We start from the raw sequence: 20,560 nt of genomic DNA, 5'->3' as shown, positions 1-20,560 counted from the left end.
CCGCGTTTATGGCCGCTCAGTTTGTTTAATTAATCACCTTGTCGAGTTAACTCTACAGGAGCATTAGATGGCGAAAGCCAAAAACCGGTTACAGGCACTTGATGCCTTAAGAGGTATGGCCGCATTCGGCGTAGTACTGTTTCATTACATGCCTTATTACGATGAACTTTATGGTCACACTTTCTCATCACCTGATGTGCTGGAATTTGGCCGCTATGGCGTTCATCTGTTCTTTATGCTGAGTGGATTTGTGATTTTGATGACACTGGAACGAACCGAAAATGCCCGCTGGTTTGGTCTGGCCAGGGCCTTCCGTTTATTACCGGCTTTATGGGTTTGCATTCTGCTGACTTTCTTCATAGTTCAAATGCTCGGCCCGGATGATCGCACTGTTTCGTTCAGCACAGCATTAATAAACTTCTCGCTTTTACATAGTTACCTGGATTATTCCCATGTCGATGGTGCCTACTGGAGCCTGGTAATTGAAGGTACATTTTATCTGTGGATGGCCATACTATTTTATGCATTGAAAAGCTGGCAGCAACTGCGCACTGTTCTGTTTGGCTGGGTGATTATCAGTTACATATCGGTCATTAATCTGCAAAGTCTATACCCGTCATTACTGTTTTTGACCCATGAATTACTATTTGCCATGTATGCCCCTCTGTTTATCAGCGGGATGTTGTTATATCGCTGGTACAAGTCGGGGAATTTGACCGCCAGTGAAGTGCTATTCCTCGCGCTGTCGATGAGTCATGCACTCGTTGCCTATCCCGCACCATTCAGTCTTTTTGTTTTAGCTTGTTACGCGGTTTTTGTGCTGGCAATAAGCGGTTATCTGGATTTTATTATCAATCGACTCACCTTATGGTTGGGCAGCCTTTCCTATTCCCTTTATCTGGTCCACCAAAATATTGGTTACGGAATCATCGATCATAGTTATGCAATTGGCTTATCTGGTGTCACCGGAGTTGCTATTGCCATTGGAGTGTCATTTCTGCTGGCCATATTGATTCACTACCACGTAGAAAAGCCGGCGTTAAACTGGTTTCGCGAAAGACGTTATAAAACGGCCCCATTAGTTGCAATGAATTAATTAAGTCAATTATTTCTGACTGATGAGTAGTCATCGGGAGTATCTATGGAGCCATTGCAGATATATTTCGATTATTTAGCAAATAGGGTTTGACCTTTACATATAATCTCTATATATTCGGTCGTGCTTGCAAGTACGACAGATATTTGTTTTCAAGTTCGATGTTTCCGCTTTAATGTTAGATCCAAAGAGTACTCGTCCTGTTATCAAAATACCCGCTCCACTTACAGCATACCCGCCCATATTGGGCATTTTAGATTTACAAAAAATAGGATGATTTATGTCTTCAACTGGAACAGTTAAATGGTTTAACGAAGCTAAAGGCTTTGGTTTTATCGAACAAGAAAACGGCCCTGACGTTTTCGCACATTTCCGTCAAATCCAAGGTGACGGTTTCAAAACATTGACTGAAGGCCAACGTGTAACATTTGATGTTACTCAAGGTCAAAAAGGTCCACAAGCTGAAAACATCGTTCCTGCATAATTGCTACGTTAACAGTTTGATTTTCACCTTCGGGTGAAACGAAAAAGCCCCGTTTTCCGGGGCTTTTTTTGTATCTGGGTTTTATTCAACACTGTCAGCCTCCACAACATTACGGGCAAAACTCTGATAGTGAACCCACATCTCCTGTGCCATCGCATCAGGAAACACATGAAACTGACCGGCTTTGAGGCCATCGATAATAGCTTTTGCAACCGTATCAGCGGTTTCTGCAATATCACCAAACCCGGCATCTTTTGCCATATCAGTTGCTATTGGACCAGGATGCACACTCATTACTCTGGTGCCTTGTTCAGCTAACTGCTCCCGTAAGGCCTGAGTTAATGAATAGGCCGCAGCTTTAGAAGCGGCATAGCTTGAAAAGGCCGGAAATGCTCTTAATGAAGCAATTGAATTGAGTTGGACAAAGGCTCCACCACCATTTGATTTCAATACCGGTGCAAAAGCCTGGGCCATGTAGAGCAAACCGTTTACATTAACCGCCATCTGAGTTTGTAGGGCTTCAACCACATGCTCATCCAGCGGCATTGCCATTAGTAAAATACCTGCATTATTTACTACCAGATCAACATCATTGGCTTTTTTTGCAGCAGCAAAAATGGTTTCTTGCTTTGCTATATCCACCTCAAGGACAACAAGCTGTTCGGGATATTGCGCCAATAATGCATCAGCTGATGCGACATCACGCACCGCCAGATAAATTTTGCTGACACCTCCATGAATAAAAGCCTCGACAATCGTTTTACCAATACCACGGTTAGCCCCTGTCACCAAGGCTACTTTACCTGTTATGTCATAGGTGTCATTCATCTAGAACACTCCCATCTTTCACAGAATCAGTCATTACACTCTAAAGTAATTCTCAGACCAGCTTGATTCAACGCTTGTGCTCACCTACATTAGCAGTCTTTTAGCAAATCATTCGGAATCGTAATGGATATTCAGCAAATTGAAACTATCTTCTTTCAATCACTGAGCATTGCCATGGACTGGGCAAGCAGTCCAAAGTTCTATTCTCAAATCGGACTGATAGTATTAGCCGGTTTACTGGCTTTTTCGATTGCCAGTTTTTTAAAGAACCGCTCACCACTATTAAGACAGCTCCCCGCTTCTGGTCCTTTACTTAAATTCCGTAACAGCATTTATCGTAGTCGGGATCTGATTTTTCCGTTAATGATGATTCTGGCATTTTCGATTGCTGCAGATATCAGTCAGTTATGGATAGGCCAAAGCTGGTTAATTCAAATATGTCTGAGCTGGGCTGTGATTTATATGCTCTACAAACTGATAAATCGAGTGGTTCATAAAGCATTATTTAAAAAGCTCGCTCTCTTTATTATTTTACCCATCGCTGTGTTACATCTTTTTGGCTGGCTGGATGCAGTTATCGTTTATCTTGAATCTCTGTCATTTGAATTAGGCAATATCAAGATTTCCGCTTACGGCATTATTCGTGTGCTGATATTCGGCTCGATTTTATTCTGGCTAGGACGTATTTCCAGTAATGCCGGGCAACAAATTATCCGTAGCCAGGAAGATCTGGATATTGGTACCCGTGAAGTATTTGCCAAACTGTTTCAGATCGCCCTGTTCTTTATCGTCTTTATTCTGCTGTTGCAGATCATGGGAATTAACCTGACTGCACTGGCAGTGTTTGGTGGTGCTCTGGGTGTGGGTTTAGGTTTTGGCTTACAGTCAATTGCTTCCAATTTTATCTCTGGCATCATCCTGCTGCTTGAGCGTTCGTTAAGTGTCGGTGACTACATTGAGATGGAGGATGGTCGCAAAGGTATTATCCGTGAATTGAATATGCGTTCGTCGACGCTGGAGACCTTCGACGGTAAAGATATCATGGTGCCGAACGAACAGTTCATCACCACCAGTTTTACCAACTGGACCCATAAAAATCTCAAACAACGCTATTCCCTGGAATTTCAGGTCGCCTATAAAACAGATCTGCATTTTCTGTTTGATTTATTACGGCAGGTTGTCGCCAGCCATCCTCGGGTGATAAGTGGTGACGATGTGCCCATTGAGGAACGTCCGGATGCAGAAATTGCGGGCTTTGGGGACTCTGGTGTCGATATTCTGATTGAATTCTGGATGGAAGGCATCGATGATGGTGTTAACCGTGTGGGAGCCGATTTATTGTTAATGATTTGGGATGCGTTAAAACAGCATGAAATTGAAATCCCATTCCCACAACGTGAAGTTAAAATCCTCAATGCCAGTGGTGAAGCAATTCGTTGATTCAGGAAAATCCTGAGTGGCAACAGGGTAAATGCTTATTTGATTACAGCAGTACAAGTGTATTATTTGAACTGTAAAAAGTAATTTCACTTTTAACAGGAGAAATCGACATGTGGACTAAACCAGAATATTCAGATATGCGTTTCGGCTTTGAAGTAACAATGTACATCTGCAACCGTTAATTTGCAGCTAAGCGAAACCTAAGAAGCCCCGACAAGTTCGGGGCTTTTTTTTGCCTATAGGTTTTATCCGATATGCTGAGTGTGTATGTTCTATACTGTTAACGGGAGGAAATATGATGACCCAACACTCCGAATTGTGTGAAGCCATTATTAACAGTGCAGTCAGCCTGGCTTCACGTTCCTCATGGGAATCGGTACGGTTGTCCGATATTGCTGCCCAACTCAATATTTCACTGGCCGATATTTATAATTGTTTTGCTGAAAAAGAACAAATCAGTGACGCCTGGTTTGATCGTGCCGATCAGAATATGCTGAAGGCGATGCAATCCAGTGTATTTGCAACATTAGATAATCAGCAAAAATTTCATCACTTGATGATGGCATGGTTGCAACCACTTGCAATCAATCAAAAAGTAACCCGGCAAATGATTATAAATAAACTGGAACCTGGTCATCTGCATATTCAGATTCCTGCATTGCTACGAATCAGTCGTACTGTGCAATGGTTGCGTGAGGCATCAGATCAGCGCTCAGCCTTGCCATGGCGAGCTGTGGATGAAACAGTGCTAACCGAGGTGTATTTGATCACTTTTTGTTGTTGGCTTACTGATAACACTTCAATATACCAGCGGACTCGAGGTTGTCTTGAAAGACAATTAAAGGTTGCATCCAAAATCGGCTTTCTGAAATAACTCTTTCAGACTAGGGTCTGTTGATCAATGCAAAGAGGTATCATTCAATCCAAGGCGAGAAGCGGATCAAAATACCCAGTTAAAAGCCTTCCTTATTCATTAGTTGGCCTTCAAGTTGTTCTCAAGTAGACACTTCACGACTTGTGGGCATGATTTCGATCATTATATTCGGCCCTTTGACTACTCATCTGCACAAACTCTGAAGGTGTAAATGAAAAACGTTTTTTGAAAGCTGAAATGAAATTAGATGGGTGAGCATAGCCTGCAATAAACGCCGCCTCGCCAATCGATTTTTTCTCCACAATCAAGGCTTTTTTAGCCATTTCCAGTCGTTTTTGGCAGGAATATTTATTGACTGTCATCCCATAAGCCGATTTAAATCTTCGCTGCAAGGTACTCATACTCAACCCTAGCGTTTCTGCCATTTCGGGGATAGCCATTCTCCGCAATAATAGTGTATCAATCCGTTGTATCAGACGTGAATCGGATAAGCTCATAGGTGCCATGTCAGCAGTATTCTCTGAACCATTAATGCCACTACATAATGATAATTCTTCTAGACATTCGCCCACAATTTGCAATGCAAAAGATTCTCTTAAAAGCTGGTGACGTATTGATGAGTTATCACACAAGTCCAGTAAAGCTTTTGACCTGTCAATTATTTGCTTGGATGGAAGCCAATAATGAAAGGCACAATGCTTGCTAAACATCTGATCCAGCAAATCTTTATCTTTTGTCGTTCGGGCTTTTTCTTCTAACCAATATCGTTCAATGAATATGTTCAGCTTGCAAACCCGCATACCCCTCTTGAAATGTCGACTGAGGATTTCTGGCTGATTCAGGATAAAGGCCGAGCAATCGACATCAGCATGACGATATTTACCCAGTTGGTAGCAATTTGGTCCTAATGAAAATGACACCGCACCTTGAAACATAATAGTGAAACTGATCCCCGGCGGCAGCTCAGCGAAGCTGGTTCGGTCACGCATCTCAATCAAGTTTCCCGCTTGAATTGAAAGGCCATGACGATTAAAGCTGTGATGAAATAAACCCTTTAGAAGCACATCATCCTGGATGAACTCTTTCGAAAATATCGAGTAACAGGTATTCAGACGTTGCAGATCAGAAAAATGGATAATTTGTTCCTGCCAATTCACATTGAATTCCTTACACCAAGCTGATTGATTCCAATTAAATTATTTACTGACATTTGCGGTTTAACCAAGAAGTTGTCTCTTGTTTCCAAAGATTGCCAAATTTTCATACTATTTTGCTGTTTTTTCATAACCATTCTCAGAGAATTACGATCACAGACTATCATATAATGATAATGATTTTCATTTACATAACGATATGAATTCATTGAACCAGTCTTACGGCTGACGAAGCTCTTTTTACTGACTGGAAAGTTAATAGATAGCAAGGATAAATTCATGAAGAAACACTTTTTGGCAGTGGCAATTTGTTCCTGTCTGAATGCGCAGGCAATCGCTGAAACCGCGACGGACGTTACCGATAACAATCGAGTCCAGTTAAACAATATTGTGGTGGAAGGTGAAAACCAAAGCAGAAGTCTTAAAGATACGGCGGCTTCAGTTGCCGTCATAGGTGCAGATGAATTAAACAGCACCCAACATCAAAACTTGCGTGATGCTATTTCTTCTATACCCAATGTTGTCATCCAAACGGGGGTTGTCCCGAATGTTCGCGGCGTAACAGGAAATGGTGCAGCTGGCGGTTTCAACTCGATCAGTGGTGGGGCTAATGCACGCTTCAACACGATTATCGATGGTGTCGCACAACCATTTGTAGCTGATTTTACGGGTGACTCCGGTTTATGGGATCTTGAGCAAATTGAAGTTTACCGTGGTCCCCAATCGACAAATCATGGACGTAACAGCATTGCCGGAGCCATGTACATCAACACTAAAGATCCCACATTTGATTGGGATGGTGCGGTTCGCCTAGGTTATCGAAACAAAGATCAATATTTTGACAAAGCGTTAATGTTGTCTGGTCCAATCATTGATAATGTTTTGGCATTTCGCTTCGCAGGTCAGTTGGTTGATGGTGAAACCATTACATCCAATGACAAATATGAAACCAATCCAAGCAATATCGACTTAAATGAATTAGACACACGTCAAGGTCGTGCCAAATTGTTATGGACACCCACTGATGCATTTGAAGCGTTATTGACCTACTCAAACTACAATGAGGAAGGTGATGCTGGTCGACGTTACTTTGTGAATGATGGCACCGAAAACTATAACAAGATTGAGGGACTAATTCGTGATATGGACACGGAAACAGAAATCACCAGTCTTAAAATGCGCTACCAGCTCAGTGATAACTCATCGCTGGATTTCCTGATTGCAAAAATGGATTACCAACTCGGTTTTGACAGTTACGATCCAGCTCCGGCTGACAAACAGAATTTGCTTTATAACGATGAAAATAAAACGGTTGATGTGAAATTTAACTTTGGTGAAGGTAGCCATGCGTTGAACGGATTTGTGGGCTTGGATTATTTCAAACGGGATCAAGATGTCAAAAGTACGGGTTCATATCAATATACCGGTGATGACACTGCTGATTCCAAGGCGGTATACAGTGAAGTCAATTTTGGCCTAACAGATAAATTAGTGCTCACTGGCGGATTACGTTATCAAAAAGAGTCACAAGAACGGCACTTTATATATGGTGCTATTGACTCGAACCTGGACGAAAACAACACTATTTGGTTACCCAAAATTGCCCTGAGCTACGACCTGACAGAAACGAATCGCGTCGGGGCGAGTGCACGCAAAGGTTACAACTCTTCCGGTGGTGCGCTTGATGCCATCGCTGGAGAATATTACTACTATGATGATGAGCGCGTGAACACTTATGAATTCTTTACACGAAATGAATTTGATGACGGGCGATATTCGTTGAATACCAATGTTTTTTTCAATGACTATGATGGATATCAAGGCCTGGCAAATCGACATATCGTTAATATCGACAAAGCTGAAACTTACGGTGCTGAAATTGAAGGAATTGTGTGGGTCCAAGATGATCTGGAAATCAATGTATCGTTAGGTTTGTTACATACAGAAGTGGTTGATGGTGGTGACGATTACCCAGGTGTAGATGGTAATGAACTCAGCTCAGCACCGAAAAAAACTGCCAATATTGGTGCAAGATACTACCTGACGGATAATTTCGATGTGGGTGGTAACCTGCAATATGTCGGGGGTTATTATGCCGATATTGAAAATAGCGAAGAACAAAAAATCGGTGGTTATTCTGTAATCAATCTACGCGCCAACTACAAAATAGGTCAACTTGCGTTGGCAGCCTACATTAACAATGTGACAGATAAATATGCCAAACGCGTTGACTACCCTGCAGACGCACGTTATCCACAAGGTTATATGGATGTGATTGATCCTCGCCATGTTGGGGTTTCAGCCACTTACTCTTTCTTTTAACCTGACGAGTAGAAATCAATAAAGCAGCTGTTTGCACGGCTGCTTTATCATTTCAGGAAGTGATTATGTCGATATATTTTTACAGTGCGCTGCTGTTGGCTTTCTTCGGTTGTATTTTTATTTACCTAGCATCAAGACACCAGCTTTGGCTGAAACGTAATTTTCCCCCACTGCTGTTGAGGCGTTCAGGACTCCTATTATTTGTGATCAGCCTGATTTTTCTTATCACAAATATGCAAGCCATCACCGCCGTCTTCATTTTTTTGGCCTGGGTTATGCTCTGGCTCGTGTTGTTCCCTTATCTTGGCGCGTTGAAATCAAGCAGGGATAAGCGTCCATGAAAAGCCACTCATCTTCAACACAAAATGACTGGATATTGAAAACATTTGCAGGTTTGATTGCCGGATTTTTTATTGCGCTGGCAGTCAGTGGTCTGTTTTTTTTACTACCACTTACTATCGATCGAAGTGCAGAAGCACAGTTGATAATGTGGCTGCAAGCCTTGGTTTGGCTGACGATACTTAGTACCTGTTATCTGTTCAGAACAGGCATAAAGGCCTGGCTTTGGCTTACTGGCGTGAACCTCCTACTTTACGCATTGTATTTTTTGTTCAAATTTTTTTGAGAACTAAGTCCACATGAAAGTGAAAGCTGACATTATTCGCATCTATAAAATACTCCATACATGGGTCGGTATTATTAGTGGCATGGCATTATTTATTGCCTTTTATGCTGGAGCGTTAACCATATTTAAAGAGTCAATTACACATTGGGCAACACCACCACATTCAGAAGTAGAAGCTTCACAACTGCAGGACGTCTCTGGATTGATTGCTCGAATTATTGAGGCGGAACCTTCAGCAGCTGACACTGTACTGCTCAACTTATATCCAGACAAATATCACACCCATCAACTGATGTGGATAAATCAGGATGAAAATGCCGGAGATCATGATGTCTCAACTAATCGCTACTACACCGGTCGTTTGGATAAAAAAGATCAACTGTTGACTGAAGAGGTCCATCCTGTCCCCGTTGCAGAATTCATTGATACGTTACATCGTGTTGTAGGCTTACCGGTAGACAGTGATACAAATCGCTGGATTATGGGAGTGTTTGCTACGTTATACACTTTGGCTTTAGTTTCAGGATTGGTTATTTTGCTACCCAATTTAGTGAAAGTATTTTTTGCATTTCGTCTCGGTCGTAAACCAAAACATGTCTGGCTGGATGCTCATAATGTTGTTGGGGTCAGTAGCCTGCCCTTTCATATCATCATGGCGTTGACCGCATTTGTTTTTGCCTATCATGACTTGCTATATGACGCTCAAGATAATGTTATACATGACGGTCAGTTACGTCAGGCTTTATTCGCCAGCGCCCCAAAACCTAATCCACTCCAAAGTACAGATCCATCGGTAATGCTTTCTCCCGAATCCTTATTAGATATCGCCCAAACGGCTTCCCCAAGTTTTGAGCCCTATCAACTTGAATATGTCGGCATCACAACCCCAAAAGCCAGTGTTCGAATATGGGGGTATGATGATTACGCGCTAGCCCCCAGAACCCCCGGTGGCTTTATTGCTATCAACCCATACACCGGTGAAGTGCAATCAACAGATTATCTGCCAGGAGAAAATAACGACATGATCGTGGTGAATAGTCTTTTTGCATTACATTTCGCTACTTTTGGTGGATCACCAATACGTTGGGTTTATTTCATATTAGGTCTGGCGGGTGCCTGGTTGTTTTACACAGGTAATCTGCTTTGGGTAGAAAACCGTCGTAAACGGATAAAAGCCGATGACGCGTTGTGTTCACAACGTAAAGATACACGTGTAATGGCTTCACTGACAGTAGGTATATGTCTCGGCTGTGTTTGTGGTATTTCGCTCATGTTGGCGAGCAGCAAATGGTTATCACTTCAATCACAAGCCGTATTTTCCAGTTATCAATGGATTTATTATCTGATGTTTTTTGCTGCCTTGTTCTGGGCATTCATTCGCGGTGCCGCGCGTAGTTTAGTGGATTTACTCTGGGTTGCGGCGCTCACCACCCTAACTATTCCAGCAACAAGCCTGCTGGCCTTTATCTTACCGGATAGCGGACTTTGGGCGCATACGGAACCAAGTACAATAATGGTCGATGTTACTGCACTATTGATGGCTATTGGTTTTGTATTTCTAGCAAGGGCCACGTCACGACGGGTGTATCAATCAGGTGCAATCGACAGCGTATGGTCCTATCAACCAAAAGGGGCATAGTGCTACATTGTTCGTTGGACCATTGGCAACGCTATTGCAAAAAAATGATCCAACATTCAACGTTGGTCGTGATGCGTCATCAAAAAAATGCTCTACATGGATATTTATCTGAATGACTAACTGCTGGCCCATTGCTACTACTTTGTGCCAATGCTTCACCAAGCATTATTACAACCGAATTCGGATATCTGAAAATGATGGCCTCAGATGTGATATCACATTATTCTGCCTATCAATCGCCAGGCTATAAATAAAAAGCCAATAGGCAAAATCAGCATTATCAATACAAATTCAGCCAACAAGTAGATGGCCGCATTTATCCCCTGCTCTGCCTTGGCCTCAATACTCTGCAATCTGTTTTTAATATCCAGGTTATCTTTGAATCCCTGATACCAGCCGCGTTCGGAATCATCTGACTCCGGCTGAATTGCAGCCACTTCCTGCTGGGTGCTATGCAAAATAGCAATGGCATCCTGTCTATCTTGCTCCAGCCAGAGCTGTAACTGATTGGAGGCGACTATAGTGACCGGAATCGCTAAACGTAACAGGGTCATGAGTAACACAACCTTAAACAGCATGGAAGACCATCGGTCAGGAAGTTTCTGCCATAACAACAAGATTAAAACGATGGCAGCAAAACCAGCTATTGCCCAACGCAATATTTCAATATCACCAAGTGCTAACAGGATTTTCTGAATGCCCAGCGATGCAGAAGCCACTAGTAAAACGCTTGAAAACTGCTCAATCAAATCATTCAGTGGATCCAAAATCTGACCAGGAGTCAGCGTCAGACCAACTCCCATCGGTTCGATGGATAATTCAGTGCCTTGTGCCGCTGAAATAACCGCATTTAATCCCCGGGCAATCGCATAGACAGTGAGTGTGATCCTGAGCATCTGGCTTAATTGAGTTCCCGCATTTGACTCAAAAGGTATCAGCGCCAGGAGCAAACACAAAAGCATTAGCAGTACAGCAATAATCTGTGTTCGATGGAATATAGTTTTCAAGAATAACTCCGTTGTATATCGGGCCGAATATCAAAATACATGTATTTGATTCTTTCCTTGTGCTTTAGCTTTATACAAGGCCTTATCCGCATCCGACATTAAAGCCATTTCAGTCTTATAAGTTGGCTTGAAGCTCGCAATGCCAATACTAATAGTTATTTGTAATATTTTTCCATCCGGGGCAATAAATCGAGTAGATTCCACCTCGCTGCGAAAACGTTCCAGTGCAAGTTCACCCTCCTCACTGCTACTTTCTGGAAGGATTATTGCAAATTCCTCACCGCCGATCCGAGCGGGGAAATCAATATCACGACAGTTGTCGCGCAGAATATCAGCCAGTTTTTTTAAAACAACATCACCATAATCATGGCCATAGGTATCATTAATCTGTTTGAAATCATCAATGTCCCAGATAACGACACAATAACTTCTTCCGGTTCTCACGGCTCTGGCATGCTCTGTTTTCAAGCGGGGTAAAAATGCACGTCGGTTTGCCAGACATGTTAATGGATCACGTTCAGCCGCTTTTTTCCAAGCCTCGCGTGACGCCATTGTCAGATTAATTTGATTTTGTTGTATGGCGATGGCAAATACAGCCAATGCACTGGAAAAGAGGTAAGCAACCAAGCCTGTCGAGGTAAATTGATAATTATTTGTGAAAAATACACTATTATCAGAAGCCATAATGCTAAAAACAACCACAAAACTCAGACTGCTGAACAATGTGCTAAAAATCAGTTTCAATGAAATAGCCATTATCACCAGGACCGGTAATAGCAAAAATAATAAAACCCCATAAACGTAAGAAGCCAATATCACAATGAGTCCAATTGACGCCCCGCCTAACCACAGTTTTTTTAATTCGCTTAACTGAAACGTTGAGCTGTGTGAAAAACCTGTAAACACTTGGTAAATAAGCAGTATTCCAAGCCCATGAGCATTTAGAAGTGTGATATAAATGCCTGTAAATTCAGCAGCCTCAATATATCCACTTAACATCATATTCAGGCTTAGCATTAACGCGGATAAGGCTGGAACAACCCCACAAAGCAAAATAATAAATTTCAATAAATGTTGAGGTCTGCTCACGCCGTAAGGTAGAAATCGACGCATTAGCAACATTCCAAAAACACTTTCAAATCCCATGATCAATGAAGTAACAGCGATATATGGCGCGCTATGGATAAAAGCAGTGTCTGTTACAACAGGAAAATGTGCCGCGAATGTTGCCGTTACAATAAACGGAAACACACGCACTCCCCACAATAGGCACATCACCAGGCCGATACCGGATGAAAGCGACAACAAACTGATAGGATCTGGTGGAAACGAAAACCAGAAAAAACCTTGTCTTGCAAATAAGTAATACAGCAGGGTGGTCAACAGCAAATTCAACAGACCATTGATAGTGCCGGGAAAAATGGTAGTTTTCACCCTGCCTTCCCCCTTTCAAGAGAATAATTACCTTGAAAGCATCTCTATACAAAAAATGCTTCTAATCGATTGTTATAGTCTCAAGGAAAAAAAGCAAGAATTAACAAATTAGAGCAACATAATTTTAATCAAATGTAGCAGGCTTTGCAGACACTATTTGTTCGGTTTTCGCCTTATTAGATAAAAGCAATCTTCAATAGTGTTGACTTTGAAAGATCAACACGACTCAATCATAGGGTTCATAATTTTTATCGGGTTTATCGTTTTTTACAGCTGGATATTTTGAATCACGAATACCCAGAAAATAAAAAACCAGTAGTAATAGATAAAAAAATAGCAGGCCATCTTCAGAGGCTATACCCAATAATGCCCAGGCCGGCACCACATAAAACACTAAATTGAGGATAACCGTTAGCGTTTTTCCCAGATGGCGTTTTCCTAGGTCAAACAGATAACCGGCAAAGAGGCCTGTCATATATCCACCGACAATTGCCAGAATCAATAACAGAATGATGCCAAACGTTGAAAATCTATCCATTTGAAACCTTAATTCAGATAGCTACAGTTTAATAATGACGCTATAAGCATTTTTTGTCATTTTTTTAGGGAATAGTTGGTATTTGAAAATAAAACAGGCATTATTGTTTACAAAACAACGCTTTGGAAACTTGTATATGCGTCAATATTTTTTGCTGCTCAGTCTGCTATGTCTTTTGGGTTGCAGTGAACAATCTGACACACAAGAACAGAATAAAATTGATCCGGTGATGCAATTGAGTCAATGGTGTTTTGATCATTGGAAACAGCAGCAATGGACTTTAGGTGAAACCAATTTACCTGCAGTAGAGAACCAGGCATTTAGCGAAGGCATTCAAAAAATATGCCGCGCCCGCGCTGAACTTTACGCAGAGGGTTATGAAATTTACCCGTTTATTACCGACACCATGCAACGTGAGATTTATGCCCTGGTTTTTTCAGCTAGTGTGGAAGATATTAAATCACATCTAAAACAGCATCTTCCAAAGCTACAACGCATCTAAATCACAGATTCAATTGCTGATGTAACCCTTGTCGATAAGCACTGATTGCCGGAATTAAAGCGACCAGAAAACTGGCAAGCATCACCATCGGTAACATAAACAGAAATTCATTTATGATTGATAGGCGGGTCAGCAAAATACCGTATTCCTGCAATAACCAGTCTTTCAATACATACATGCTTAATTGCAAACTGATAAACGCGGCGACTGCTGCTACAAGACTTATCAATAAGGCTTCAAGCTGTAATAAGCAGAACAGAAATCCCGGTCGATAACCCAGTGCCCGCAATACCGACAATTCATGTCGTCGCTCACGCATTGAAACCAATAGCATATTCGCCATCCCGATCAGCGCACCCAACAGCACCAGTGAAGCAATCAATAATAACAGCTGTTCCACGCTGCTCAACATTGACCACAGCGACATCAATGTGGCTCCGGGCAAAATGGCCTGAAGCGGTTCCTGCTGATATTCATTGATTTGCCGCTGCAAATTAAAGGTCTGAATCCTCGAATTCAGTCCCAGCATAAATGCCGTTATGGCTTGTGGCTGCAACTCGTCAAGTTTTGGCTTAGCTGCACCCGGCATTTTTACCCCACCCTGCCAGTTGGCATGAATGGCTTCAATACCTTGCAAACTGACGTAGAGAGATTGATCTACCGGCGTTCCTGTTGGGGCCAGAATACCCGTAATTTTGAATGGATTATCATCATGTTTGCTGAAACTGGTATTGGCAATTCCATGAGAAAGCACGATAGCATCACCAAATTTATAGCCCAGTTGTCTGGCAACTTCTGAACCAATCACTGCATCGAAATGATCATCAAACGCTTTACCTTGTTTAAATTCGAGTGATTGCTTATTACCAAAGCGAAAAAACTCGAAAAAGTCTGTGCTGGTGCCAATGACCCGATAGCCACGATGGGAATCACCTAGTGAAATAGGAATTGTCCAGGCAACTGAAGAACGGGAAGCAATATCCTGATAACTCTGCCAGGAAATATTATTGGTTGGCACGCCAATATGAAATACCGAGTACAGCAATAAATTCACCTGGCCGGTACGGGCACCGACAATCAAATCCACACCGGAAACGGTTTTGGTAAAACTGTCTTTGGCTTGATAACGGATGGTTTCTACACTGAGTAACACAAAAATACTCACCGTCATCATCAATATAGTCAGTAACACGCTAACGCGTCTGGCGAGCAGACTTTTCCACGCCAGTTTAAACAGCATGTTTTTCTCCTGCGACCACAAACGACTGTATATCCAACTGTCTGGAAAAGTGTTGTGCCAGACTTCTGTCATGGCTGACAAAGATCAGAGTGGCTTGCATCGCTTTTACCTGCTCCAGCAGCAAATCAACAAAACTATCACGTGCGTCACTATCTAATGCTGAAGTGGGCTCATCGACAATTAATAATTCCGGTTGATTCATCAAAGCACGAACAATCGCTACCCGTTGCTGCTGACCGACGCTCAATTGCGATGCCGGCCTTTTCAATATCTGGGCATCCAGTTGCAAAGCATTCATCAATTCCAGAGTGCGTTGTTGCAGATTCTGTATACCCTGTTTGGAAAAATGACTGGCCAGTTTAATATTGTCGGCCACCGTTAAGTACGGAATCAGATTAAAACGTTGAAACACCATACCAATATGTTGTGCCCGATACGCATCTCTTTTGCGATGGTTGAGCTGGTTTAGTATGACCTCATCCAACTTGATGGTGCCACGCTGTGGCAACAGAATCCCGGCCAGTAAATTTAATAAAGTGGATTTACCCGAACCGGAAGGTCCGTAGACAAAAACCGTTTCGCCTTTTTTAATTTCCCAGTGAGCTATTTGTAATACAACACTGTCTGAGTTTTGCTGATAACGGAACTGACAGTCATCAATCTGAATAGCATAACGATTAGTCATTTTTTTACCGGCTTGAAAAATGGATCATGTTGAGAGCTTATAAATTGTTATAACATAACATTTTCGCTCGAAATTTAACGCTCTGGAGTCATATGACACAACTGGCATCTGCAAAATTCTGGGTTCCATTATTACTAATCACTTGCCTGACAATGACTCAGCCACTGTTAGCTGACGAAAATTACGAACTTATTGATTGGGTTGATTTAATGCCCGATGACGATCTCGAAGCATTGATGAATCCACCCGAATATCTTGATGAAATCGAAGATGGTTCGATGGAAGATCAAATCAGTAGTCAATTACTCGGGGCACTGGAAAACTCCGCTGATGACCGTTATCAACAGGCATTAACCTCTGCCAAGGTCAAACCGGAATACGATCAACGCCCCATCCGCCTGCCTGGTTTTATCGTTCCCGTCGAAATGAACGAAGAGCAATTGGTGACTGAGTTCTTTCTAGTACCTTTTTTCGGTGCCTGTATCCATTATCCCCCGCCGCCGCCCAATCAGATTATTTATGTCACCTCCAAAGAAGGCGTCGCTCAACAGAACCTTTATGATCCCTATTGGGTCGAGGGTACGCTGACAACCACCATCACCGAAAATGAAGTGGCCGTTTCAGCCTATTCGATGGCAGCTGACAACATTGAGTTGTATGAAGAAGAATAGTGCTTTATAAGTTAATCGCAGAAAAGCGCTCGGGCTGATCAAATAACAAATCGTCATGAACCCCATAGTTGGATAATTTCATTGAATAAAAACGATCAAAGTAATTTTTAACGGTTGATTCAATCTGTCTATCAAAATGCGGTTTAACGGTCATGGTCTGGCCAAATTGACGCTTCACAAACTCGCCGCGTTCAATAATCAGCTGACCGTTTTTGAAGACCCACTGCGCCTTTCTGAACATAGCCTCTTTATCATCTTGCTCATGATAAACCGCAATATCGGCCAAAGCGCCGGGTTGCAGATGTCCACGATCATTCAACCCCAATAATTTTGCCGGGGCCGCCCGGGTCATAATGGCAATATCGTATAAGCTGAACTCCTGTTTCAAATCTTTGAGCAGGGTCAACTCCATAATCTCCGGATCCAGCTCTGCCAGACAGGCCATGCGAAAGTCATAGTCCATCAATAAATGCAGCAAATCCGGATAACGGGTAAACGGTGCACCATTGGGATGATCGGTGGTGAAAAACAAACGCCACGGATCGCCGGATAATAGAAAAATTTCCAGACCAATGGCCCATTGCAAACCATTTACAAAGCTGGCTTTTTTGTATTGATAAGGCACGATGCCACCACTGCCCTCATTTTCGGCATGCCACATCACCCATTTATGCGGACTGGCATCACCACGACGTGAGAATTGAGCGATGATATCCCCTGACATTGTCACCGTCTGACCAAATAACACCTGTCCGACATCCATGGTGATATTGGGATGTCGATTAAAGGCTTCCATCAATTGAGCTGCAGCCGAAGAGAAACCGCGATTACCCTCTGCGCCATAACCATAAAATTGCACATGCGCCAGATGCATGGGTAAGCCCTGGGCAGCCTCCATGGTATCAATGGCGGTTTGTACATTACCGGGAACACCCAAATTATTACAATGCACATGTACCGGGTGCGGAATACCCAATTGATGCACGGCGGTCTGCAATGAGGTTAATAAGCGCCGAGAGCTGATGCCATAATCCGGTACTTTATCATCCAGACCAAACTGTTCAACCCCGGCTTTAAACGCCTGCGAACCACCGGCATTAATTACTTTCAAACCTAATGCCTGGGTGGTGTTAATGGTCCAGCTTACATAGTCATTAATCTGATCCTGCGAAGCACCACTTCGCAACATGGATACCAGCAAATCATCACTGCCAAGAATCGCCAGTGCAGCCGTATCAATGATGGGGATATCCGCCATTTCTCGATGCACCTGCGGCGCATTGACCGGCAACATTGCCGGTTCAACCACCATGCTGTAGCCCATTTCAGTGTAGCGATAACCAGTTTCAAAACTTGACCAACGAGCGTTATAAAACGGCAGATTTTCCTGTCTTTGCAGATGATTACGGTGTTGATCTGGTAGCAATAAACGGGCGGTATTCACGTTACCGCCTGCAATATGGCTATGAATATCCACGCCGCCTGCCATGGTAATAGCCCCGTCTAAATCGTAGGTAATAGCTGAATCTCTGTCATTAATCTGTTTCGGATCAACGATTCGATCATCTCGGATCCACAAATCCATCAATTCGCCATTCAGTTTTTGTACCGGGTCGTATACTCGAGCGTTTTTAAGCCGGGTTAACATGGTTTATCCCACACATCTGTAATAATTGGTTTTCCATTTTTTTTGCATCAAGCGGCTTATCGGTAATGAACTCAATACGACTTTTTGCTGGCTGAGTGGGCAGTTTTTCAATTGTTAACTTGTCATCAGCTTGATTGATAGCGACACACCCCTCACTTGTTCGAAAAACCGCTTTAAGCCGAATCTGTTTAAATTGCTCCAGCCATGTAATCAGCGGTTGGTAATCAAAACAGAATGTTGATTTGAACCGCCAGCCATAGCTATACCAGCCACTTAACTTTTGAGTGGCCGCCAGGTAGCCGCAATCTGGAATAAGTTGTTCTTCATTATCAAGATTAAAAACCGCTGGTTGCTCCTGCCAGATGGCCTGATTAAATTTAGCTTTTGGATCTAACCATTCAGGATTAATTTTTGCGTCCTGAATGATTTGTAAAGGTAGTTCCTGAAGATGCATTTCATTTAAATAAGCTGTTAAAGCAGCAATTTCGCTCTGACCATACATATCGGCCTTGTTCGCCACGATCAGATCGGCGATTTGTAACTGCTGCTGAAAAGTCTCATGCTCGCGATATTTCGCATCAGACATATGACGTGCATCAACCAATGTCAGGGTGGCGCGTAAATCTATGACCGATTGATAAAATTCTCCTGACAGCACGGCGATCACTTCTTCCGGGTGTCCCAACCCACTGGGTTCAATCAATAATCTGTCGGGTTTGGCTTTACCAATAAGTTGATTAAGTGCGACCTTCATCGGCAAACCTGCGGCACAGCACATACAGCCCCCGGGTACTTCGCGAATCGTGACCTTTCCTAGAGAATCGTCATCGGTTTGCAATAGCTGCCTATCAATGCCCACTTTGCCAAATTCATTAATTAATACTGCCCAGCGTTCGCCTGCCGGTTTGGTATTTAGTAGCTGCTGGATCGCCGTGGTTTTACCAACGCCGAGAAAACCGGTAATTACATTGGTCGGTATCGCTTTTTGAAACAGCTTGAACGTTTGTTCAGCCACGGTTTCTGCGAGTTTGTAATGTCATTAAGCCAATAAAAAACAGCCCTATTAGCATTAAATTAATGAGCGTTTTAGCAGTGTTGCTCTGATTGATGGGCTGATAGTCAAATTGAGGAATATCGGCAAAATCATCCTCCGTAAACGGCTTGTCAAAAAAATAGAAATTAAAGAAATATTTGCGTAATTGCTGGTGATAATCACCAATCTGATCCAGAAATGCCTGACTTGCCAGCATATCGGTATCGGCAAAACGATTCATACTGTATTGCAAACGCATTACCGGGGATAACCAGGCAACTTTATTGCCAATTTGGTGGGAGTTAAGGCGACTCTCACGAAACTGCGCGACTGCCCCCGCCACAATCACATCGCTCATATGCTGCATCGCATAATACCAACGCCAGTCAAACGACTGTTGCAATGTCGCCTCGGTAATCGCCCACTGTGGATAATCCTGCAGGTAGGCATCAAAATCCGCTTGTTTATCCCTATCCCAGCTGTCATGCATATATTCACGCTGATCAAACAGCATTGAGACATGCTCCGCGGGTTGCTGTTGTTGCGTCTGGTAGAGATAAGCCAAACCAGGCAATACAAAAGCAAATACAATCCACAGACTGATAAATAACAAACTGTTAAAGATAGCTGTGCGTTGCAGGCTGATAATCCAGCCGGTAATCAAAAACCAGCAGAGTTGATAGGCTAATAATACCGCTGCAATCTGCCACCATAAGCCATTCAGTCTGATATCCGTCAGTACAACAGCTGCCAGTAATATCACTATATTTACGACTGCCAGCAAGCCTGCTGCAATGAGCATTTTTTTAGTTAATAACATACCGCTATTAGCCACCTGAGAGGCCAATAATGACCAGCGCCCGCTGGCCTTCTCTTCTGCAAGCAGATTTAAACTTAAGGCAGCGATTAATAACGGCATCAGGTAAATCCAGATAAAACTCAAGTCCAGCTTACCAATGGGCATAGCAGCAATATTGCCAGTCGCGGTATTGCTCAATTGGCTTTGCAAACCTAATAAACGAACCCGTGTATGTGTAGCCGCTTCGCTACGTTCACCATGTATCAATGCCGACCAGGCAGACGGTTTTTGCCAGACAGGATGAAACTGGTAATAACTCATATAACCAGAGTCGTATGGAACTAAAGGAGCATCCTTCTGATAGTCGGCCAATTCGGCTTGATAATTTACTTCGCTGATAGTCCGCTGTTGATATTCCCGTTGCAGTCCTATCTGACCCCAGATAATGGCTAATACAGCAGTTAACAGATAGGCTAGCATCAACCATTTAAAAAGCTTGTTCTGCCATAACAAGCGTAATTCAAATTGGATAAATTTCACC

At 42.8% G+C, this 20,560-nt stretch carries 22 protein-coding genes; 11 read left to right on the top strand and 11 right to left on the bottom strand.

Translation table 11 applies throughout. The features are described 5' to 3' along the window. Nucleotides 1-67 precede the first annotated feature (67 nt). Both Q7A_RS08425 and Q7A_RS08420 read left to right on the top strand, forming a co-directional pair. On the top strand, nt 68-1,096 hold the full coding sequence (locus Q7A_RS08425) for an acyltransferase family protein (RefSeq protein ID WP_014706926.1): 1,029 nt from the start codon (nt 68-70) through the stop codon (nt 1,094-1,096). Between the two features lie 280 nt (nt 1,097-1,376). Further along, a complete protein-coding gene (locus Q7A_RS08420) occupies nt 1,377-1,580 on the top strand; it encodes a cold-shock protein (protein WP_014706925.1) in 204 nt (67 codons plus the stop codon). 81 nt (nt 1,581-1,661) lie between these two features. Here the strand turns inward: Q7A_RS08420 and Q7A_RS08415 are convergent, their stop codons facing one another. Further along, nucleotides 1,662-2,408, bottom strand: a complete 747-nt coding sequence (locus tag Q7A_RS08415) for an SDR family oxidoreductase (protein ID WP_014706924.1) — start codon at nt 2,406-2,408, stop codon at nt 1,662-1,664. 123 nt (nt 2,409-2,531) lie between these two features. On the opposite strand from Q7A_RS08415, the gene Q7A_RS08410 reads away from it, so the two are divergent. The 3 genes from Q7A_RS08410 (at nt 2,532) to Q7A_RS08400 (ending at nt 4,722) form a co-directional block, all read left to right on the top strand. Continuing rightward, nucleotides 2,532-3,848 (top strand): mechanosensitive ion channel family protein, encoded by a 1,317-nt coding sequence (locus tag Q7A_RS08410; RefSeq protein ID WP_014706923.1) that lies wholly within the window; start codon nt 2,532-2,534, stop codon nt 3,846-3,848. Between the two features lie 110 nt (nt 3,849-3,958). Continuing rightward, entirely contained in the window at nt 3,959-4,030 is a 72-nt protein-coding gene (pqqA, locus tag Q7A_RS08405) for a pyrroloquinoline quinone precursor peptide PqqA (protein WP_081443609.1), read from the top strand. Between the two features lie 113 nt (nt 4,031-4,143). Further along, on the top strand, nt 4,144-4,722 hold the full coding sequence (locus Q7A_RS08400) for a TetR/AcrR family transcriptional regulator (protein ID WP_151903912.1): 579 nt from the start codon (nt 4,144-4,146) through the stop codon (nt 4,720-4,722). Nucleotides 4,723-4,856: 134 nt separating this feature from the next. Here Q7A_RS08400 and Q7A_RS08395 read toward each other — a convergent pair whose 3' ends face one another. Then, the gene (locus tag Q7A_RS08395) at nt 4,857-5,879 is read right to left on the bottom strand and encodes a helix-turn-helix transcriptional regulator (RefSeq protein WP_014706921.1); all 1,023 of its coding nucleotides are present in this window, start codon (nt 5,877-5,879) and stop codon (nt 4,857-4,859) included. Further along, nucleotides 5,876-6,007 (bottom strand): hypothetical protein, encoded by a 132-nt coding sequence (locus Q7A_RS15635; RefSeq protein WP_014706920.1) that lies wholly within the window; start codon nt 6,005-6,007, stop codon nt 5,876-5,878. The genes Q7A_RS08395 and Q7A_RS15635 overlap by 4 nt, the downstream gene beginning before the upstream one ends. Nucleotides 6,008-6,155: 148 nt before the next feature. Between Q7A_RS15635 and Q7A_RS08385 the strand changes: the two genes are divergently transcribed. The 4 genes from Q7A_RS08385 to Q7A_RS08370 all read left to right on the top strand — a co-directional run bounded on the left by Q7A_RS08385 (nt 6,156) and on the right by Q7A_RS08370 (nt 10,462). Then, nucleotides 6,156-8,198: a TonB-dependent receptor gene (locus Q7A_RS08385; protein ID WP_014706919.1), complete on the top strand. Its 2,043-nt coding sequence runs from the start codon at nt 6,156-6,158 to the stop codon at nt 8,196-8,198. A 65-nt stretch (nt 8,199-8,263) separates the two neighbouring features. Continuing rightward, nucleotides 8,264-8,539, top strand: coding sequence for a hypothetical protein (locus Q7A_RS08380; protein WP_041354463.1), 276 nt, complete (start codon nt 8,264-8,266; stop codon nt 8,537-8,539). After that, nucleotides 8,536-8,823, top strand: coding sequence for a hypothetical protein (locus Q7A_RS08375; RefSeq protein WP_014706917.1), 288 nt, complete (start codon nt 8,536-8,538; stop codon nt 8,821-8,823). Before Q7A_RS08380 ends, Q7A_RS08375 begins: the two co-directional genes overlap by 4 nt. 13 nt (nt 8,824-8,836) lie before the next feature. Beyond that, nucleotides 8,837-10,462, top strand: a complete 1,626-nt coding sequence (locus Q7A_RS08370; protein WP_014706916.1) for a PepSY-associated TM helix domain-containing protein — start codon at nt 8,837-8,839, stop codon at nt 10,460-10,462. 215 nt (nt 10,463-10,677) lie between these two features. On the opposite strand, the gene Q7A_RS08365 is transcribed toward Q7A_RS08370, so the two are convergent. From Q7A_RS08365 to Q7A_RS08355, 3 genes are all read right to left on the bottom strand, one after another. Continuing rightward, on the bottom strand, nt 10,678-11,469 hold the full coding sequence (locus Q7A_RS08365) for a hypothetical protein (RefSeq protein ID WP_238595892.1): 792 nt from the start codon (nt 11,467-11,469) through the stop codon (nt 10,678-10,680). Between the two features lie 30 nt (nt 11,470-11,499). After that, the gene (locus Q7A_RS08360) at nt 11,500-12,903 is read right to left on the bottom strand and encodes a sensor domain-containing diguanylate cyclase (protein ID WP_014706914.1); all 1,404 of its coding nucleotides are present in this window, start codon (nt 12,901-12,903) and stop codon (nt 11,500-11,502) included. A 226-nt stretch (nt 12,904-13,129) separates the two neighbouring features. Then, nucleotides 13,130-13,441 carry a hypothetical protein gene (locus Q7A_RS08355; protein ID WP_014706913.1) on the bottom strand — a complete coding sequence of 104 codons (312 nt, stop codon included), beginning with the start codon at nt 13,439-13,441 and terminating at the stop codon, nt 13,130-13,132. Nucleotides 13,442-13,577: 136 nt separating this feature from the next. Between Q7A_RS08355 and Q7A_RS08350 the strand changes: the two genes are divergently transcribed. After that, complete coding sequence (locus tag Q7A_RS08350; protein WP_048480987.1) at nt 13,578-13,943, top strand: hypothetical protein; 366 nt, start codon at nt 13,578-13,580, stop codon at nt 13,941-13,943. A gap of 1 nt (nt 13,944) precedes the next feature. Here the strand turns inward: Q7A_RS08350 and Q7A_RS08345 are convergent, their stop codons facing one another. Both Q7A_RS08345 and Q7A_RS08340 read right to left on the bottom strand, forming a co-directional pair. Then, a complete protein-coding gene (locus tag Q7A_RS08345; protein WP_014706911.1) occupies nt 13,945-15,183 on the bottom strand; it encodes an ABC transporter permease in 1,239 nt (412 codons plus the stop codon). Beyond that, nucleotides 15,173-15,868, bottom strand: a complete 696-nt coding sequence (locus tag Q7A_RS08340; RefSeq protein ID WP_014706910.1) for an ATP-binding cassette domain-containing protein — start codon at nt 15,866-15,868, stop codon at nt 15,173-15,175. The genes Q7A_RS08345 and Q7A_RS08340 overlap by 11 nt, the downstream gene beginning before the upstream one ends. A gap of 92 nt (nt 15,869-15,960) precedes the next feature. On the opposite strand from Q7A_RS08340, the gene Q7A_RS08335 reads away from it, so the two are divergent. Then, nucleotides 15,961-16,539, top strand: coding sequence for a DUF3299 domain-containing protein (locus Q7A_RS08335; protein ID WP_014706909.1), 579 nt, complete (start codon nt 15,961-15,963; stop codon nt 16,537-16,539). A gap of 4 nt (nt 16,540-16,543) precedes the next feature. Here the strand turns inward: Q7A_RS08335 and Q7A_RS08330 are convergent, their stop codons facing one another. The 3 genes from Q7A_RS08330 to Q7A_RS08320 are packed head-to-tail and all read right to left on the bottom strand — an operon-like array spanning nt 16,544 to nt 20,559. Continuing rightward, nucleotides 16,544-18,187, bottom strand: a complete 1,644-nt coding sequence (locus Q7A_RS08330; RefSeq protein WP_014706908.1) for a formylmethanofuran dehydrogenase subunit A — start codon at nt 18,185-18,187, stop codon at nt 16,544-16,546. Beyond that, on the bottom strand, nt 18,171-19,202 hold the full coding sequence (locus Q7A_RS08325) for a CobW family GTP-binding protein (RefSeq protein ID WP_014706907.1): 1,032 nt from the start codon (nt 19,200-19,202) through the stop codon (nt 18,171-18,173). Before Q7A_RS08325 ends, Q7A_RS08330 begins: the two co-directional genes overlap by 17 nt. Then, entirely contained in the window at nt 19,195-20,559 is a 1,365-nt protein-coding gene (locus Q7A_RS08320) for a DUF3526 domain-containing protein (protein ID WP_014706906.1), read from the bottom strand. The genes Q7A_RS08325 and Q7A_RS08320 overlap by 8 nt, the downstream gene beginning before the upstream one ends. Between the last annotated feature and the right edge of the window lies 1 nt (nt 20,560).

This window comes from Methylophaga nitratireducenticrescens (genome assembly GCF_000260985.4).
GTDB classification, from domain to species: Bacteria; Pseudomonadota; Gammaproteobacteria; order Nitrosococcales; family Methylophagaceae; genus Methylophaga; species Methylophaga nitratireducenticrescens.
The sequence above is the reverse complement of the archived record's forward strand: the minus strand, read 5'-3'. Positions and strand labels throughout refer to the sequence as shown.

Bases quoted from the DNA above. Each gene is read 5' to 3' on its own strand.
- Q7A_RS08355 (WP_014706913.1), bottom strand. From the start codon at position 13,441: ATGGATAGATTTTCAACGTTTGGCATCATTCTGTTATTGATTCTGGCA.
- Q7A_RS08420 (WP_014706925.1), top strand. From the start codon at position 1,377: ATGTCTTCAACTGGAACAGTTAAATGGTTTAACGAAGCTAAAGGCTTT.
- Q7A_RS08425 (WP_014706926.1), top strand. From the start codon at position 68: ATGGCGAAAGCCAAAAACCGGTTACAGGCACTTGATGCCTTAAGAGGT.
- Q7A_RS08340 (WP_014706910.1), bottom strand. From the start codon at position 15,868: ATGACTAATCGTTATGCTATTCAGATTGATGACTGTCAGTTCCGTTAT.
- Q7A_RS08370 (WP_014706916.1), top strand. From the start codon at position 8,837: ATGAAAGTGAAAGCTGACATTATTCGCATCTATAAAATACTCCATACA.
- Q7A_RS08385 (WP_014706919.1), top strand. From the start codon at position 6,156: ATGAAGAAACACTTTTTGGCAGTGGCAATTTGTTCCTGTCTGAATGCG.
- Q7A_RS08375 (WP_014706917.1), top strand. From the start codon at position 8,536: ATGAAAAGCCACTCATCTTCAACACAAAATGACTGGATATTGAAAACA.
- Q7A_RS08330 (WP_014706908.1), bottom strand. From the start codon at position 18,187: ATGTTAACCCGGCTTAAAAACGCTCGAGTATACGACCCGGTACAAAAA.
- Q7A_RS08415 (WP_014706924.1), bottom strand. From the start codon at position 2,408: ATGAATGACACCTATGACATAACAGGTAAAGTAGCCTTGGTGACAGGG.
- Q7A_RS08400 (WP_151903912.1), top strand. From the start codon at position 4,144: ATGATGACCCAACACTCCGAATTGTGTGAAGCCATTATTAACAGTGCA.
- Q7A_RS08410 (WP_014706923.1), top strand. From the start codon at position 2,532: ATGGATATTCAGCAAATTGAAACTATCTTCTTTCAATCACTGAGCATT.
- Q7A_RS08345 (WP_014706911.1), bottom strand. From the start codon at position 15,183: ATGCTGTTTAAACTGGCGTGGAAAAGTCTGCTCGCCAGACGCGTTAGC.
- Q7A_RS08350 (WP_048480987.1), top strand. From the start codon at position 13,578: ATGCGTCAATATTTTTTGCTGCTCAGTCTGCTATGTCTTTTGGGTTGC.
- Q7A_RS08335 (WP_014706909.1), top strand. From the start codon at position 15,961: ATGACACAACTGGCATCTGCAAAATTCTGGGTTCCATTATTACTAATC.
- Q7A_RS15635 (WP_014706920.1), bottom strand. From the start codon at position 6,007: ATGAAAAAACAGCAAAATAGTATGAAAATTTGGCAATCTTTGGAAACA.
- Q7A_RS08380 (WP_041354463.1), top strand. From the start codon at position 8,264: ATGTCGATATATTTTTACAGTGCGCTGCTGTTGGCTTTCTTCGGTTGT.